12 protein-coding genes are annotated in these 13497 nt (G+C 61.0%); 7 read left to right on the top strand and 5 right to left on the bottom strand.

The window, feature by feature from the left end; genetic code table 11:
- Window positions 1–30: 30 nt before the first annotated feature.
- The 3 genes from K0H48_RS21645 (at window position 31) to K0H48_RS21635 (ending at window position 4461) form a co-directional block, all read left to right on the top strand.
- The gene (locus K0H48_RS21645; protein ID WP_219269285.1) at window positions 31–1269 is read left to right on the top strand and encodes an MFS transporter; all 1239 of its coding nucleotides are present in this window, start codon (window positions 31–33) and stop codon (window positions 1267–1269) included.
- Between the two features lie 142 nt (window positions 1270–1411).
- On the top strand, window positions 1412–2998 hold the full coding sequence (locus K0H48_RS21640) for an ABC-F family ATPase (protein ID WP_074854431.1): 1587 nt from the start codon (window positions 1412–1414) through the stop codon (window positions 2996–2998).
- Window positions 2999–3285: 287 nt separating this feature from the next.
- A complete protein-coding gene (locus tag K0H48_RS21635; RefSeq protein ID WP_219269084.1) occupies window positions 3286–4461 on the top strand; it encodes an MFS transporter in 1176 nt (391 codons plus the stop codon).
- Here K0H48_RS21635 and K0H48_RS21630 read toward each other — a convergent pair.
- The 3 genes from K0H48_RS21630 to K0H48_RS21620 form a co-directional block, all read right to left on the bottom strand.
- The gene (locus tag K0H48_RS21630) at window positions 4455–5492 is read right to left on the bottom strand and encodes a dienelactone hydrolase (protein WP_219269083.1); all 1038 of its coding nucleotides are present in this window, start codon (window positions 5490–5492) and stop codon (window positions 4455–4457) included. The genes K0H48_RS21635 and K0H48_RS21630 overlap by 7 nt on opposite strands.
- A 241-nt stretch (window positions 5493–5733) precedes the next feature.
- The gene (locus tag K0H48_RS21625; protein WP_219269082.1) at window positions 5734–6345 is read right to left on the bottom strand and encodes an FMN-dependent NADH-azoreductase; all 612 of its coding nucleotides are present in this window, start codon (window positions 6343–6345) and stop codon (window positions 5734–5736) included.
- A 130-nt stretch (window positions 6346–6475) separates the two neighbouring features.
- On the bottom strand, window positions 6476–7402 hold the full coding sequence (locus K0H48_RS21620) for an AraC family transcriptional regulator (protein ID WP_219269081.1): 927 nt from the start codon (window positions 7400–7402) through the stop codon (window positions 6476–6478).
- Window positions 7403–7559: 157 nt separating this feature from the next.
- On the opposite strand from K0H48_RS21620, the gene K0H48_RS21615 reads away from it, so the two are divergent.
- The 3 genes from K0H48_RS21615 to K0H48_RS21605 all read left to right on the top strand — a co-directional run bounded on the left by K0H48_RS21615 (window position 7560) and on the right by K0H48_RS21605 (window position 10313).
- Window positions 7560–8939: an NAD-dependent succinate-semialdehyde dehydrogenase gene (locus tag K0H48_RS21615; RefSeq protein ID WP_219269080.1), complete on the top strand. Its 1380-nt coding sequence runs from the start codon at window positions 7560–7562 to the stop codon at window positions 8937–8939.
- A gap of 112 nt (window positions 8940–9051) precedes the next feature.
- A complete protein-coding gene (locus K0H48_RS21610) occupies window positions 9052–9960 on the top strand; it encodes a LysR substrate-binding domain-containing protein (protein ID WP_219269284.1) in 909 nt (302 codons plus the stop codon).
- On the top strand, window positions 9957–10313 hold the full coding sequence (locus K0H48_RS21605) for an MmcQ/YjbR family DNA-binding protein (RefSeq protein ID WP_219269079.1): 357 nt from the start codon (window positions 9957–9959) through the stop codon (window positions 10311–10313). Before K0H48_RS21610 ends, K0H48_RS21605 begins: the two co-directional genes overlap by 4 nt.
- Here the strand turns inward: K0H48_RS21605 and K0H48_RS21600 are convergent.
- Both K0H48_RS21600 and K0H48_RS21595 read right to left on the bottom strand, forming a co-directional pair.
- Entirely contained in the window at window positions 10302–10685 is a 384-nt protein-coding gene (locus tag K0H48_RS21600; protein WP_219269078.1) for a DUF1294 domain-containing protein, read from the bottom strand. The genes K0H48_RS21605 and K0H48_RS21600 overlap by 12 nt on opposite strands.
- A complete protein-coding gene (locus tag K0H48_RS21595; RefSeq protein ID WP_219269077.1) occupies window positions 10682–11512 on the bottom strand; it encodes an undecaprenyl-diphosphate phosphatase in 831 nt (276 codons plus the stop codon). The genes K0H48_RS21600 and K0H48_RS21595 overlap by 4 nt, the downstream gene beginning before the upstream one ends.
- Before the next feature lie 225 nt (window positions 11513–11737).
- Between K0H48_RS21595 and K0H48_RS21590 the strand changes: the two genes are divergently transcribed.
- On the top strand, window positions 11738–13372 hold the full coding sequence (locus K0H48_RS21590; RefSeq protein ID WP_219269076.1) for a methyl-accepting chemotaxis protein: 1635 nt from the start codon (window positions 11738–11740) through the stop codon (window positions 13370–13372).
- The last annotated feature ends 125 nt before the right edge of the window (window positions 13373–13497 follow it).

The raw sequence follows: 13497 nt of genomic DNA, 5'->3' as shown, positions 1-13497 counted from the left end.
CCCCTGAACACCCTTCGCGAAGACAATGCCGTGGCCAATCACGCTGACCTGCGTAATACCTTGTCCCTGGACAGCCTCAACTTTTTCCTGGCGGATGTGCGCGACGGCCTCGGGCCTTACCTGGCGATTTACCTGCTGGCCGTGCATAAATGGGACCCGGCCAGTATCGGCGTGGTCATGACCCTGGCGGGCATCGCCGCACTGGCCACCCAAGGCCCCGCCGGCGCGCTGATCGACCGCACACGCAGCAAGCGCGCGGTGATCGCGGTGGCTGCCATCCTGGTCACCGTCAGTTGCCTGTTGCTGCCGTTTGTCAGTGCCTTCAACTGGGTGGCCTTGACCCAGGCCGCCAGCGCCGTGGCCGCCTCGGTGTTTGCGCCGGCCATATCCGCCATTTCCCTGGGGATTACCGGGCCGCGCGCCTTCACCCGCCGCACCGGGCGCAACGAAACCTTCAACCACGCCGGCAATGCCGTGGCCGCGTTGCTGGCCGGTGGCCTGGCGTACCTGTATGGCCCGGTGGTGGTGTTTTACCTGATGGCCTTTATGGCGCTGGCCAGTATCGTCGCCGTCAGCTGTGTGTCGGCCAAGGCGATTGACCATGAAGTCGCCAGGGGCTTTGACCCGGCCCACCACAGCGATCACGAACAACCGTCCGGCTTAAAGGTACTGCTGGCCAACCGGCCGCTGCTGATATTCGCCATCTGCTGCGCCCTCTTCCACCTGGCCAATGCGGCGATGCTACCGCTGGTCAGCCAGAAGCTTGCGCAGATCAACCTGCAAATGGCCACGCCGCTGACCTCGGCGTGCATCGTCGCCGCGCAGTTGGTGATGGTGCCGATGGCCTGGCTGGTGGGGCTCAAGGCCGATGTGTGGGGTCGCAAACCCTTGTTGCTCGCAGGTTTCCTGATCCTGCCGCTGCGCGGCGTGCTCTATACCTTGTCCAGTGATCCGTACTGGCTGGTGGCGGTACAGATGCTCGACGGCATCGGCGCGGGGATCTTCGGCGCGCTGTTCCCGGTGATCGTCAAAGACCTGACCCAAGGCACCGGGCGTTTTAATGTGAGCCTGGGCGCGCTGTCGACGGTGTTTGGCCTGGGTGCGGCGCTAAGTAGCAGCCTGGCCGGTTTCGTGGTGCAACAGGCCGGCTACAACGCAGCATTCCTGACCCTGGCAGGCGTGGCCGCCGTGGCCTTGGCGCTATTATGGCTGGCGATGCCGGAGACCTTGGAGAAACCATCGTTCGCCTGCCATACAACTGTCGCCTGACATATGCGACAATGCGCGCCAAATTCCAACACACAGCCAAAATATTCTGCTCAGCGACCGGGTTTCGCGCCTTGATGTCGCTGTTGACGCATGCCTGAAGGCTCCTGCCGCCACGCTCGCAACTCATTGATAGGTAAAGTAATTGATCTCCACAGCTAACATCACCATGCAGTTCGGCGCCAAGCCGCTCTTCGAGAACGTCTCGGTCAAATTCGGCGCCGGCAACCGTTATGGTTTGATCGGTGCCAACGGTTGCGGCAAGTCGACCTTCATGAAAATCCTCGGCGGCGACCTCGAACCGTCCGGCGGCCAGGTCATGCTGGAGCCGAACGTGCGCCTGGGTAAACTGCGCCAGGACCAGTTCGCCTACGAAGAATTCACCGTACTCGACACCGTGATCATGGGCCACGAAGAGCTGTGGCGGGTCAAGGCTGAGCGTGACCGTATCTACTCGCTGCCGGAAATGAGCGAAGAAGACGGCATGGCTGTTGCCGAGCTGGAAACCGAATTCGCCGAAATGGACGGCTACACCGCCGAATCCCGCGCCGGTGAACTGCTGCTGGGCCTGGGTATTCCGCTGGAGCAGCATTTCGGCCCGATGAGCGAAGTTTCACCAGGCTGGAAACTGCGCGTATTGCTGGCCCAGGCACTGTTCTCCGACCCTGAAGTGCTGTTGCTCGACGAACCGACCAACCACCTGGACATCAACACCATCCGCTGGCTGGAAAACATCCTGACCCAGCGCTCCAGCCTGATGATCATCATCTCTCACGACCGTCACTTCCTGAACAGCGTGTGCACCCACATGGCTGACCTGGACTACGGCGAGCTGCGCCTGTTCCCGGGCAACTACGACGAATACATGACCGTGGCGACCCAGTCCCGCGAGCAACTGCTGTCGGACAACGCCAAGAAGAAAGCGCAGATCTCCGAACTGCAATCCTTCGTCAGCCGCTTCTCGGCCAACGCCTCGAAAGCCAAGCAAGCCACCTCCCGTGCCAAGGCGATCGACAAGATCCAGCTGGCCGAGGTCAAGCCGTCGAGCCGTGTGAGCCCGTTCATCCGTTTTGAGCAGAACAAGAAACTGCACCGCCAGGCTGTGATGGTCGAAAAAATGGCCAAGGGCTTCGACGGCAAGCCACTGTTCAAAGACTTCAGCTTCCAGGTTGAAGCCGGCGAGCGCGTGGCGATCATCGGCCCTAACGGTATCGGCAAGACCACCCTGCTGCGCACCCTGGTCAACGAACTGACCCCGGACGCCGGCAGCATCAAGTGGACCGACGCCGCAGAGCTGGGCTACTACGCCCAGGACCACGCCCATGACTTCGAAGACGACGTGACCCTGTTCGACTGGATGGGCCAGTGGACCCAAGGCGAGCAAATGATCCGTGGCACCCTGGGCCGCATGCTGTTCTCCAACGACGAGATCCAGAAGTCGGTCAAGGTGATTTCCGGTGGTGAGCAAGGCCGCATGCTGTTCGGCAAGCTGATCCTGCAAAAGCCGAACGTGCTGATCATGGACGAACCGACCAACCACTTGGACATGGAATCCATCGAAGCGCTGAACCTGGCGCTGGAAAACTACCCGGGCACGCTGATCTTCGTCAGCCACGACCGTGAGTTCGTATCGTCCCTGGCCACGCGCATCATCGAGTTGAGCGCCACCGGCGTGATCGACTTCAGCGGCACTTATGACGACTACCTGCGCAGCCAAGGCGTGGTGTTCTAAGCACCCGCTGTGGCAAACCGGCTTACTGTGGCTAGCTGGCTTGTTGTGGCGAGCAGGCTTGCCCTGCGCTGGGCTGCGAAGCGGCCCTAAAACCAAACACCGCGTTTTGCCTGGCAGAACGCGGTGTTTTTTATTGGGGCTGCTGCGCAGCCCAACGCAGGGCAAGCCTGCTCGCCACAACGAAGCCCTCGCCTCAAGCGGCCCATTCAGCAAACCAGTTAGCCAGCTTCCTTTTCCTCCCCGCCCTTGCCATCATGCCCTCACCGCCCGCCCGCGAACGAGTGACCATGCCTGCCGCCGCCCCCAGCTCCCTGTCGATCACCCTGCAGATCGTCTCCATTGTTTTCTACACTTTCATCGCCTTTATCTGCATCGGCCTGCCAATCGCTGTAATCCCAGGCTATGTGCATGAACAATTGGGCTTCAGCGCCGTAGTCGCCGGGGTCACCATCGGCTCGCAGTACCTGGCCACCCTGCTCAGCCGCCCGATGGCCGGGCGCATGTCGGATAACGTCGGCACTAAACGCGCGATTGTGCTGGGTTTGGCGGGCATTCTGGTCAGCGGCGTGCTGACGTTTTTCGCGACACTGGTTGAAAGCATGCCCGCCCTGAGCCTGGGCATTTTGATCGTCGGCCGCCTATTGCTCGGCGTGGCCCAAGGCCTGATCGGCGTTGGCACCATCAGTTGGTGCATGGGCGCGGTGGGTGCCGAACACACGGCGCGCTCGATCTCCTGGAACGGTATCGCGTCCTACGGCGCCATCGCGATTGGCGCGCCGCTGGGCGTGGTGATGGTGGCCGATTACGGCTACACCAGCCTGGGTATTGCGTTGTCGGTGCTGGCCGCCTTGGGCCTGGTGTTGATCCGCAATAAACCCTCGGTGCCGGTGGTGCGTGGCGAGCGGCTGCCCTTCTGGGCGGTGTTCGGGCGCATCGCGCCGTTTGGCGCCAGCCTGTGCCTGGCGTCTATCGGCTACGGCACGCTGACCACCTTTATCACCTTGTATTACCTCAACCGTGGCTGGGCCGGTGCGGCGTACTGCCTGACGGTATTTGGCGTGTGTTTTATCTTGTCGCGCCTGGTGTTTATCTCGGCCATCAGCCGCTTCGGCGGGTTCAGCGCGGCGATTGCCTGCATGACCATCGAAACCCTCGGCCTGAGCCTGTTGTGGCTGGCGCCGTCCACCGGTGTGGCGCTGATCGGCGCCGGGCTCACCGGCTTCGGCTTGTCGCTGGTGTACCCGGCGCTCGGCGTGGAAGCCATCAAGCAAGTGCCCAACAGCAGCCGTGGCGCGGGGCTAAGTGCGTATGCGGTGTTTTTTGATCTGGCCCTGGCGATTGCCGGGCCATTGATGGGCGCCGTGGCGCTGAACCTCGGCTATGGCTGGATTTTCTTCTGCGCCGCGCTGCTATCGGTCACGGCCCTGTGCCTGACCGTGTTGCTCAAGCGCCGCGCTTACTGATCAGCGGTCTGCAAACCGGCGCGAGTCGACTGACCCAGGGTGTGCACAAAAAAGCGCCCCGCCTCTGAAATCAGGTCACGGTGGATGCCTTCGCGGTCGACACCATCGGCATCCGTGCAAATCGCCGGCATGGCCAGCAGTTGGTCGCTGTCACATGGCGCCATGAACACAAAGTGCCCGGCCCCAGCCAATAGTTTGAAATCCGGCGGCTGCGGCAGTTTGCGCGCCAGGGCGGCGGCGTTCTTGTCCACGGCCACCAGCTTATCGCCGTCGCCGCTGTAGAGCAGCACCGGCACATGCACATCGGCCAGGGTGTGGCGGCCGAACATCAGGCTCAGCGGCGCCATCAGCATCAAGGCGTGAATACGCGGGTCGGCTTGCGGCTGCAGGTCTTCACGGTCGACCACCAGTTCGCCTTTGGTGGTACAGGCGTCGCGGTCTTCAGGGCGTTCCTGGCAATAACGGCGCAGGCGGTCGAAATCCGGCTTGGCACCGGCCAGGATCAGCGCGGTTTCACCGCCAGCGGAATAACCGATAACCCCCACCTGGTCGATATTGACGAACGGCGACAGCATCGTGTCGCTCAGGGTGGCGGTAATGGCTGCGGAAATCTGGATCGGCCGCCCGTACAGGTTGCTCACCGTGCCGAGGCGGCTGTGATCCTTATAGTTGTCGCCGGGATGCAAGACCGCCACCACCACAAAACCCTTGCGCGCCAGCGAAGTGGCCAGGTCGTGCAGCGCCAGCGGTGTACCGGTGTTGCCGTGGGACAGCATCAGCATTGGGAAACGCCCGATGGCTACTTTGGAATCCTGGGTGGCGGCCACGTGGTAAGGGCCCAACTGCGTGGAATGTTCATCGTCGGTGGACGGGTAGAACGCGATGGCATTCATCGGCTGCTGATCCAGCGGGTCGAGAAAACTCATGCGATGAAAGCCCACACTCCAATGCGGGTGCGGCGCCGGGGCGGCGTGCACTGAAATCAGGCCGCCGAACAGGGAAAGAACCAAAACAGCACAAAGACGCATCATGGGGATGTCCACCTTTGCTGCGCGACCACGTTCAACACCCGCGGCATGTCGGTTTGAAAAGTCCATGGGCCAAGGCACTCGCTCCGGGTGATAAACCCATGCGTGCATAACCTGGGCCAAAGTAATGACAGCGGGTAAACGAAAAAACTCCGTACTCCGGTCGCGTTCAGGCGATCAGAATACAGAGTTTAGGCGCCCCGGTTCAGATTGGAACCGAACAGAGGCGAAATTTACACAAGCCTTACGCGGCGGCGAACAATTGTGCGTTGATCACTGCATTGGCGTCGCTCAAGGCCTTGCTGCGAACTTCTTCACCGTAGGCCAGGCCTTGGGCGCGGACAAATTCGATATCAGTGATGCCAAGGAAGCCAAACACCAGTTTCAAGTAATCCTCGTGCCCCACATTGCTTGCCTGGCCCGCGTGCAGACCGCCAGCGGTGGAAACAATGATCAGCTTCTTGCCGCCGCACAGACCTTCAGGGCCGGCTTCGGTGTAACGGAAGGTTTGGCCGGCCACGGCAATACGGTCGATCCATGCCTTGAGCTGGGACGGCACCGAAAAGTTGTACATCGGCGCACCGATGACTACAGCGTCAGCGGCGATGAATTCAGCCAGGGACGTAGCGCTGAGGTCAGCCTCGTGTTTTTGTACGGCGTCACGCAATTCGGCAGCGGTGCCCAAGGCGCCCAAGGTCAGGCCGGAAAAGTGGCTGATACCTTCGGCAGCCAAGTCACGATAAGTCACTTCCACACCCGGCTCAGCCGCTTGCCAGGCCTTGACCACACCAGCGCTGAGCTGACGCGAAGCCGAGTTATCGCCGAGGATGCTGGAATCGATATGCAACAGTTTCATGCGGGTTCTCCAAGTGAGGATCGCGGCTGGGCGATCGAATGAGGTTAATCCTACACATGAACCCAATGATCGATTAGACGGTACAAATGTGATTGTTCGTCCTGCCAGCAGGACAATCAGCGCAACACAGTCAATGCGACGACACATAAATAGACGCCGACGCGGGCGCCGGCAGCGCGTAAGTGCGCTTCATCCACTGAATCTCTTGTTGGGGCGTGCGCCCGAACAAGCGCTTGAACTCTCGGCTGAACTGCGAAGTGCTTTCATAGCCCACCTGAACGCTCGCCGTGGCGGCGCTGATGTCGTTGCGCAGCATCAACAAGCGCGCCTGGTGCAGGCGCGTGGACTTGAGGTATTGCATCGGCGAGGTGTCGGTGACCGTGCGAAAGTGCGCATGAAAACTCGGCACGCTCATCTTTGCCTCCTTGGCGAGTTCCTCCACGTCCAAATGCTGGTGATAGCATTCATGGATCTTGCGAACCGCCCGTGCCACCTTGCCGAACTGGCCCTGGCGATTAAGCGCGGCACGCATGGAACCGCCCTGCTCGCCCGTGATGATCCGGTAGTAGATCTCGCGCATCAGCGTCGGGCCGAGGATCTGCGCATCCATTGGTGTGCTCATGGCCTCAAGAAAACGCAGCAGTGATTCGCTGAGTTGCTCATCCATTGGCGATGAATACATGCCCCGGGGTTTGGCCTCGACCAACCCCGGAAAGTCATTCAATGCCAGCATCAGTTCGGCGGCCAGAGTGAAATCCAGCCGCAGGTACACCGCCAGCATCGGTTCCGCTGCGCTGGCCTCGGTCTCCATGGTGAACGGCACCGGCACCGACACCACCAGGTAATGCTGGGCGTCATACAGGTAAACCTCTTCGCCCAGATAACCGCGCTTGCGCCCCTGGCAGACAATCACGATGCCTGGGTCATAGAGCACCGGAACGCGGTGCAAGGGCTGATTCGAACGCAGGAAGCGCACGTCATCCAAAACGCTCAGGTTATAGCCTTCGACAGGCGCCAAGCGGCTCATCAGCTCGATGATTCTTTGGGTACGGCCCATGGTGCGTGGCTCCTGACGAAAACAGCACGGTACTGCGCAAAAACCGCCGTGGCTATGCATTCATAGGAATAGGCAATCAGCACATTGGAATGGATATTCGCCCGCACGCCCCATTTACGTAGCCTGAAACAGCACTTTCAGCCTTCGGAGTTCCGCCATGCTTATCGTCTACAACCCCGCCACAGGTGAAGAAATCGGCCGCGTTGCCAAGCACACCTCAACCGAGGTCAAAGCCGCCATCGACCGCACTTGCGCCGCCTTTGCTGAATGGTCCGGCAAACTTGCCAAGGAACGCAGCGACATCCTGCGCCGCTGGCACGACGCCGTGAAGGCCGACAAGGAAGCCTTCGCCGAACTGCTGTGCCGCGAAAACGGCAAATGCCTGAGTGAAGCCCGAGGTGAAATCGACTACGGCCTGGGCTTTATCGAGTGGTACGCCGAAGAGGCCAAACGCGTTTATGGCGACACCATCCCCACCCACGACCGCAATGCCAATGTCATGGTGACCAAAGAAGCCATAGGCCCGGTTGCAGCCATCACGCCGTGGAACTTCCCGTTCATGATGATCACCCGCAAAGTCGCCACGGCCCTGGCCGCCGGCTGCACCATGGTGATCAAACCCGCCGAAGACACGCCGCTCACCGCCCTCAAGCTGCTGGACTACGCACGCAGGGCCGGGATCGAAGCCGGCGTGCTCGAAGTGGTGGTCGGTGACCCCAAGGAAATCGGCCTGATCCTCACCGGCGACCCACGCATCCGCAAGATCTCGTTTACCGGCTCCACCGGCGTGGGCAAATTGCTCGCGGCGCAGTGCGCGGCAACCATCAAGAAGATGACTCTGGAGTTGGGCGGCAATGCGCCATTTATTGTATTTGAGGACGCCAACCTCGATGAGGCGGTAAAAGGACTGGTCGGCGCCAAACTGCGCAACTCGGGCCAGGTGTGCATCTCGCCGAACCGGATCTTTGTGCAGCACAGCATTCTCGAAGCGTTTATCGAGCGCGTGAAGGCTGCCGTCGCCAACATCGAAGTGGACCAGGGCCTGCGCGAAGGCTTTGTGGTCGGGCCGCTGGTCAACCAACTGGGTTTTGACAAAGTCGTGCGTCTGGTCGAGAACGCCAAGGCTGCCGGCGCCGGCGTGCTGATGGGCGGCAAGCCCCACGCCAAGGGTGGGCTGTTCTATGAACCGACCCTATTGACCGGCTTGCAGGACGATTCACCACTGGCCACCGAAGAGATCTTCGGCCCTGTGTTCGCGCTCTACTCGTTCAAGGATGAAGAAGAAGTCATCGCCCGCGCCAACCAGACCGAGTTCGGCCTGGTGGCGTACGCCTACACCAGCGCATTGGGCCGGTCGTTGCGCCTGTCACGTCAGCTGGAAGCTGGCATGGTCATCCTCAACTCGGGTTCAGTAGGCACCGCATCGGTTCCGTTTGGTGGCATCAAGCAGTCCGGCTACGGGCGTGAAGGCAGCTATTACGGGATCGAGGAGTACGTGCATGTGAAGTATGTGTTGATGGCGGGGGCGCAGTTTTAAGCCCTCTCACCACCCAAAAGCCAGTGCCTGCAAGGTGCTGGCTTTTTTTAGGCTGGATTTGCGCACGCCACACGCGGATAGTTCGTCCCACTGACAGGACAATAGGTTGACCATGCAAGACCTCAACGACCTCTACTATTTCGCCAAAGTCGTCGAAGCCGGCGGCTTTGCGGCAGCCGGCCGGCTGCTGGGGATTCCCAAGTCACGGCTGTCGCGGCGCATTGCCGAGCTGGAAGAGCGCCTTGGCGCCCGCCTGTTGCAGCGCACTACGCGCCAATTGACCCTCACCGCCGTCGGCGAGCGTTACCTGCGCCATTGCCAGGCGATGCTGCTGGAAGCGGAAATGGCCGACGAGGCCGTGGCCAGCATGTCCAGCGAACCGCGCGGGCGCCTGCGCGTGAGTTGCCCGGTGGGCATGGCCCAGCACATGTTGCCCGGCATAGTTGCCGGCTTTCTCGCCGCTCACCCACTGGTGCAGCTGGAGATGACGCTGGTCAACCGACGTGTCGACCTGGTGGCTGAAGGCATCGACGTGGCCCTGCGTGTGCGCGAGCTGGGCGATGAAGACCCGTTGCTGGTGACCAAGCGCCTGCGTCAGGCCCAGACAGTCCTGGTGGCCAGCCCGCAATTCCTGCAAGGCCGGCACATCAACACCCCCGACGATCTCAAGCAATTGCCGGTACTCGCCGCGCTTGAGGCCGATCGCCTGGTGCACTTGCGGTTGATCGACCCGCAGGGCAATACCGAAAACGTCTCCATGGAAGCGCGCCTGGGCATCGACGACTTTATCGTGCGCAAAGCCTGCGCCTTGCAGGGCCTGGGCTTTACCCTGCTGCCGATGATGTATTGCGAAGAGGAGCTGGCCAGCGGCCAATTGGTGCAGTTGCTGCCGCAATGGTCCTCGCCGGGCGGCTGGCTGCAGGCGGTCTACCCGCACCGCCGTGGGGTATTACCGGCAATTCGAGCCTGGATCGACTATCTGGAAGAAGCCTTCAAGGGTTGCGGAGACCGTTTGTTATGAAGATGAGCGAAGCACAAGTCGCGGCGTTCTGCCTGAGCCTGCCCGGCGCACGTGAAGACTACAAATGGGGCGGCGTGCGCGTGTTCTCGATTGCCGGCAACAAGATGTTCGCTCTGCAGAACCTGCGCGGTGACTCGCTGGCGTTCAAGGTCGACAAGGAACTGTTCCTCGGCCACGTAGACCGCCCCGGCATCCACCCGGCGCCCTACCTGGCGCGGGCGCAGTGGGTGATCATGAACACGCCCTACCCGCTGGGCGCCGAGGAACTGCGTGGCCTGTTGCAGCGCTCGCACCAGTTGGTGGTAAGCAAATTGCCCAAGCGCACACAGATTGGCTTGTTGCTAGAGGACTGACAGCAGCGTGCCGCCGAGGAACAACTGGTCCAGCCAGAACACTTGGTGCAGCAACACAATCACCCAGAACAGCACCTGATACGACACCTTGCGCGTCTTGTGGCGAAACACCTGCTGGGCAATCAACGCCCCCGGCCAACCACCGGCCAGCTCCACGGCATGCAGGATATTTTCGCGCACGCGCGGGCCTTCGGCTTGGGCCTTGCGCTTGTCGCCCCAGTACAGGAAAAACGCCACCACGCTGACCACGCCATAGGCCGCCAGCGGGATCAGCGTCTCGCCGCGATACCACAAGAGTGCCGCGCCAGTCAGCGGCGCGGCGCACAACACGACAAAGATGAATGCTTTCAAACGCGGGTGCTGAATGCTCATGGCTTGACCGCCGTCCAGTCGATCCAGCCAAACTGCCAGGTGGCCAGGATCACCAACCCGAACGCAATCCGATACCAGGCAAACGCTGCATAGCTGTGGCTGGCAATGAACTTGAGCAACGCCTTGACCGCAATCATCGCAAAGATAAACGAGGTGACAAAGCCGATGGCAAACACCGGCAAATCATCGGGCTGGAACAGGTGACGGTATTTGTAGCCCGAATACACGGCCGCACCGACCATGGTCGGCATGGCCAGGAAGAACGAGAACTCGGTGGCGGTCTTGCGCGACAGGCCAAACAGCAAGCCGCCGATAATGGTCGCGCCGGAGCGCGAAGTGCCCGGAATCATGGCCAGGCACTGCGCCACGCCGACCTTGAGCGCGTCCTTCCAGGTGATTTCATCGACTGTTTGCGCGTGCACCGCATGTTGTCGACGCTCGGCCCACAGCATGATCACGCCGCCCACCACCAGCGCGGTGGCCACCGTGATCGGGTTAAACAGGTAATGCTTGATCAGGTCGGCAAAAATCACCCCCAGCACCACTGCCGGCAGCACTGCGATGATCAGGTTGACGGTAAAGCGCTGGGCGTTGCGCTGGGTCGGCAAGCCCATCACCACGTCGAGGATCTTGCGCCGAAACTCCCAGACCACCGCGAGGATCGCGCCCAGTTGAATAATGATGTTGAACGCTTCAAAGCGTTCGCCGCCGAAACCGATCAAGTCGGCGACGATAATCTGGTGCCCGGTGCTGGAGATCGGCAGGAACTCGGTCAGCCCCTCCACCACGCCAAGAATCAATGCCTGTATGGCGGTCCAAAAATCCATGTATCCCCCAAAGGTCATGCGCTGTGGCATGCCTTGTCTGTCTTTTTAATGTTCACTGACACACGAGCAATCGTGATGCGCTGCTGATTTTCAACAGGCGTGCGCAAAAATTTCGTGAAAAATCAGGGAGTACTCAGGTTTTTCGCTTACAGGCCGAAAGCCTATCAGACAAGATGGAATTGTCGATGCAGCACACAATTATAAAAAGCACGGAGTGACAGGACGATGAACAGTTTGCGCAGCATGTCGATCAGCCGCCGTCTTTGGCTGATCCTGATAGTCGCCGTGTTGATGCTGCTGACCCTCGGGTTGCTGATGCTCAAGCAGATCCATGGTGACCTCTACCAGGCCAAACGCCAACAGACCCAGCACGTGGTGCAGACCGCCAGCGGCGTGCTGGCTTACTACCAGAACCTTGAAAAAACCGGCGTACTCACCCGCGAGGCCGCGCAACAGCAGGCCCTCAGCGCAGTGCGTGGCCTGCGCTACGACCACGATGATTACTTCTGGATCAACGACCTCACGCCCGTGATGATCATGCACGCGGCCAACCCCAAGCTCGACGGCCAGAACCTCTCGGCGATTCGCGACCCGGACGGTTTTGCGGTGTTCAATGAATTTGTGCTCCTGGCCAAGGCCAAGGGCGCCGGCATCGTCAACTATCGCTGGCCCAAGCCGGGCGCCGACGCGCCGGTGGAGAAAACCTCGTATATCAAACTGTTCGAGCCGTGGGGCTGGATTATCGGCTCCGGCGTCTACGTGGATGATGTGCAGGCCGAATTCAACGGCCAAGTGTGGAAGGCCTCGCTGATCGGCCTGGGCATTGCACTGCTGATGGGGCTGCTGGTGATTCTGATCGCGCGCAGCATCGTGCAGCCGTTGCAGGCGGCGGTAAATGCCATGGGCAATATTGCCAGCGGCGAAAGCGACCTGACCCGCACCCTCGACACCCACGGGCGCGACGAGATCACCCAACTGTCGCAGCACTTCAATAGCTTTACCGCCAAGCTGCGCCAGGTGGTCGGCCAATTGCAGGTGTGCGCCAACGCGCTGGGCCAATCGTCCACGGAACTGGGCACCAATGCCAGCCAGGCCCACGACCGTAGCCAGCAACAGTCTCAGCAGATGGAGCTGGTGGCCACGGCAATCAATCAAGTCACCTATGGCGTGCAGGACGTGGCAAAAAATGCCGAGCACGCCGCCAGCGAAATGCGCGACGCCCAGGCCCAGGCGCAGCAAGGCCAGGTGAATATCGACGGCAGCCTGCAACAGATCGACCAACTCTCCAGCACCATCAGCCAGGCCGTGGAGGTGATCCGCACCCTGTCCAGCGAAAGCACACAGATTGGTGGCGTGCTGGAAGTGATTCGTTCGATTGCCGACCAGACCAACTTGCTCGCCCTCAACGCCGCCATCGAAGCGGCGCGTGCCGGTGAACAGGGTCGTGGGTTTGCCGTGGTCGCCGATGAAGTGCGGCTGCTGGCCCAGCGCACGCAGAAGTCCACCGCCGAAATCCAGGTGATGATTGAGCGCCTGCAAGGGCACTCGGAAGCGGCGGTCAAAGTGATCAGCGACAGCCACAGTGCTTCGCAGTTGACCATTGAACAAGCCGGCCAGGCGGGTGCGAGCCTTACCGCCATTGGTCAGGCGTTACGCAACCTCAACGGGCTGAATGCCTCGATCGCCAGCGCGACCTTGCAACAGGCGCATGTGGTGGAGGACATCAACCAGAACGTCACCCAGGCGGCGGGCTTGTCCCATAGCACGGCGCTGGCGGCGGAGCAGTCGAGTGTGGCGAGTGCGCATTTGCGCGGGTTGAGTGAACAGCTTGAAGGGTTGTTGCGCCAGTTCAAGATCTGACCCCGGAGCTGGGCTTGTGTGGGAGCTGGCTTGCCTGCGATGCAGGCGACTCGGTCAATCAGGCATACCGAGGTGACGCTATCGCATAACGTCGAGGCAGTCTTGGGGCTGGGCGGTCGGGGTGC

The sequence above is a fragment of the Pseudomonas sp. Xaverov 259 genome (assembly GCF_019352915.1).
Classification (GTDB): domain Bacteria; phylum Pseudomonadota; class Gammaproteobacteria; order Pseudomonadales; family Pseudomonadaceae; genus Aquipseudomonas.
Note: the sequence above shows the minus strand (reverse complement) of the source record. Positions and strands in the feature narration are given on the sequence as shown.

What these genes read in the sequence shown, in the direction of transcription:
- K0H48_RS21635 (WP_219269084.1), top strand. Translation starts at nt 3,286, where the DNA reads ATGCCTGCCGCCGCCCCCAGCTCCCTGTCGATCACCCTGCAGATCGTC.
- K0H48_RS21630 (WP_219269083.1), bottom strand. Translation starts at nt 5,492, where the DNA reads ATGATGCGTCTTTGTGCTGTTTTGGTTCTTTCCCTGTTCGGCGGCCTG.
- K0H48_RS21625 (WP_219269082.1), bottom strand. Translation starts at nt 6,345, where the DNA reads ATGAAACTGTTGCATATCGATTCCAGCATCCTCGGCGATAACTCGGCT.
- K0H48_RS21620 (WP_219269081.1), bottom strand. Translation starts at nt 7,402, where the DNA reads ATGGGCCGTACCCAAAGAATCATCGAGCTGATGAGCCGCTTGGCGCCT.
- K0H48_RS21615 (WP_219269080.1), top strand. Translation starts at nt 7,560, where the DNA reads ATGCTTATCGTCTACAACCCCGCCACAGGTGAAGAAATCGGCCGCGTT.
- K0H48_RS21610 (WP_219269284.1), top strand. Translation starts at nt 9,052, where the DNA reads ATGCAAGACCTCAACGACCTCTACTATTTCGCCAAAGTCGTCGAAGCC.
- K0H48_RS21605 (WP_219269079.1), top strand. Translation starts at nt 9,957, where the DNA reads ATGAAGATGAGCGAAGCACAAGTCGCGGCGTTCTGCCTGAGCCTGCCC.
- K0H48_RS21600 (WP_219269078.1), bottom strand. Translation starts at nt 10,685, where the DNA reads ATGAGCATTCAGCACCCGCGTTTGAAAGCATTCATCTTTGTCGTGTTG.
- K0H48_RS21595 (WP_219269077.1), bottom strand. Translation starts at nt 11,512, where the DNA reads ATGGATTTTTGGACCGCCATACAGGCATTGATTCTTGGCGTGGTGGAG.
- K0H48_RS21590 (WP_219269076.1), top strand. Translation starts at nt 11,738, where the DNA reads ATGAACAGTTTGCGCAGCATGTCGATCAGCCGCCGTCTTTGGCTGATC.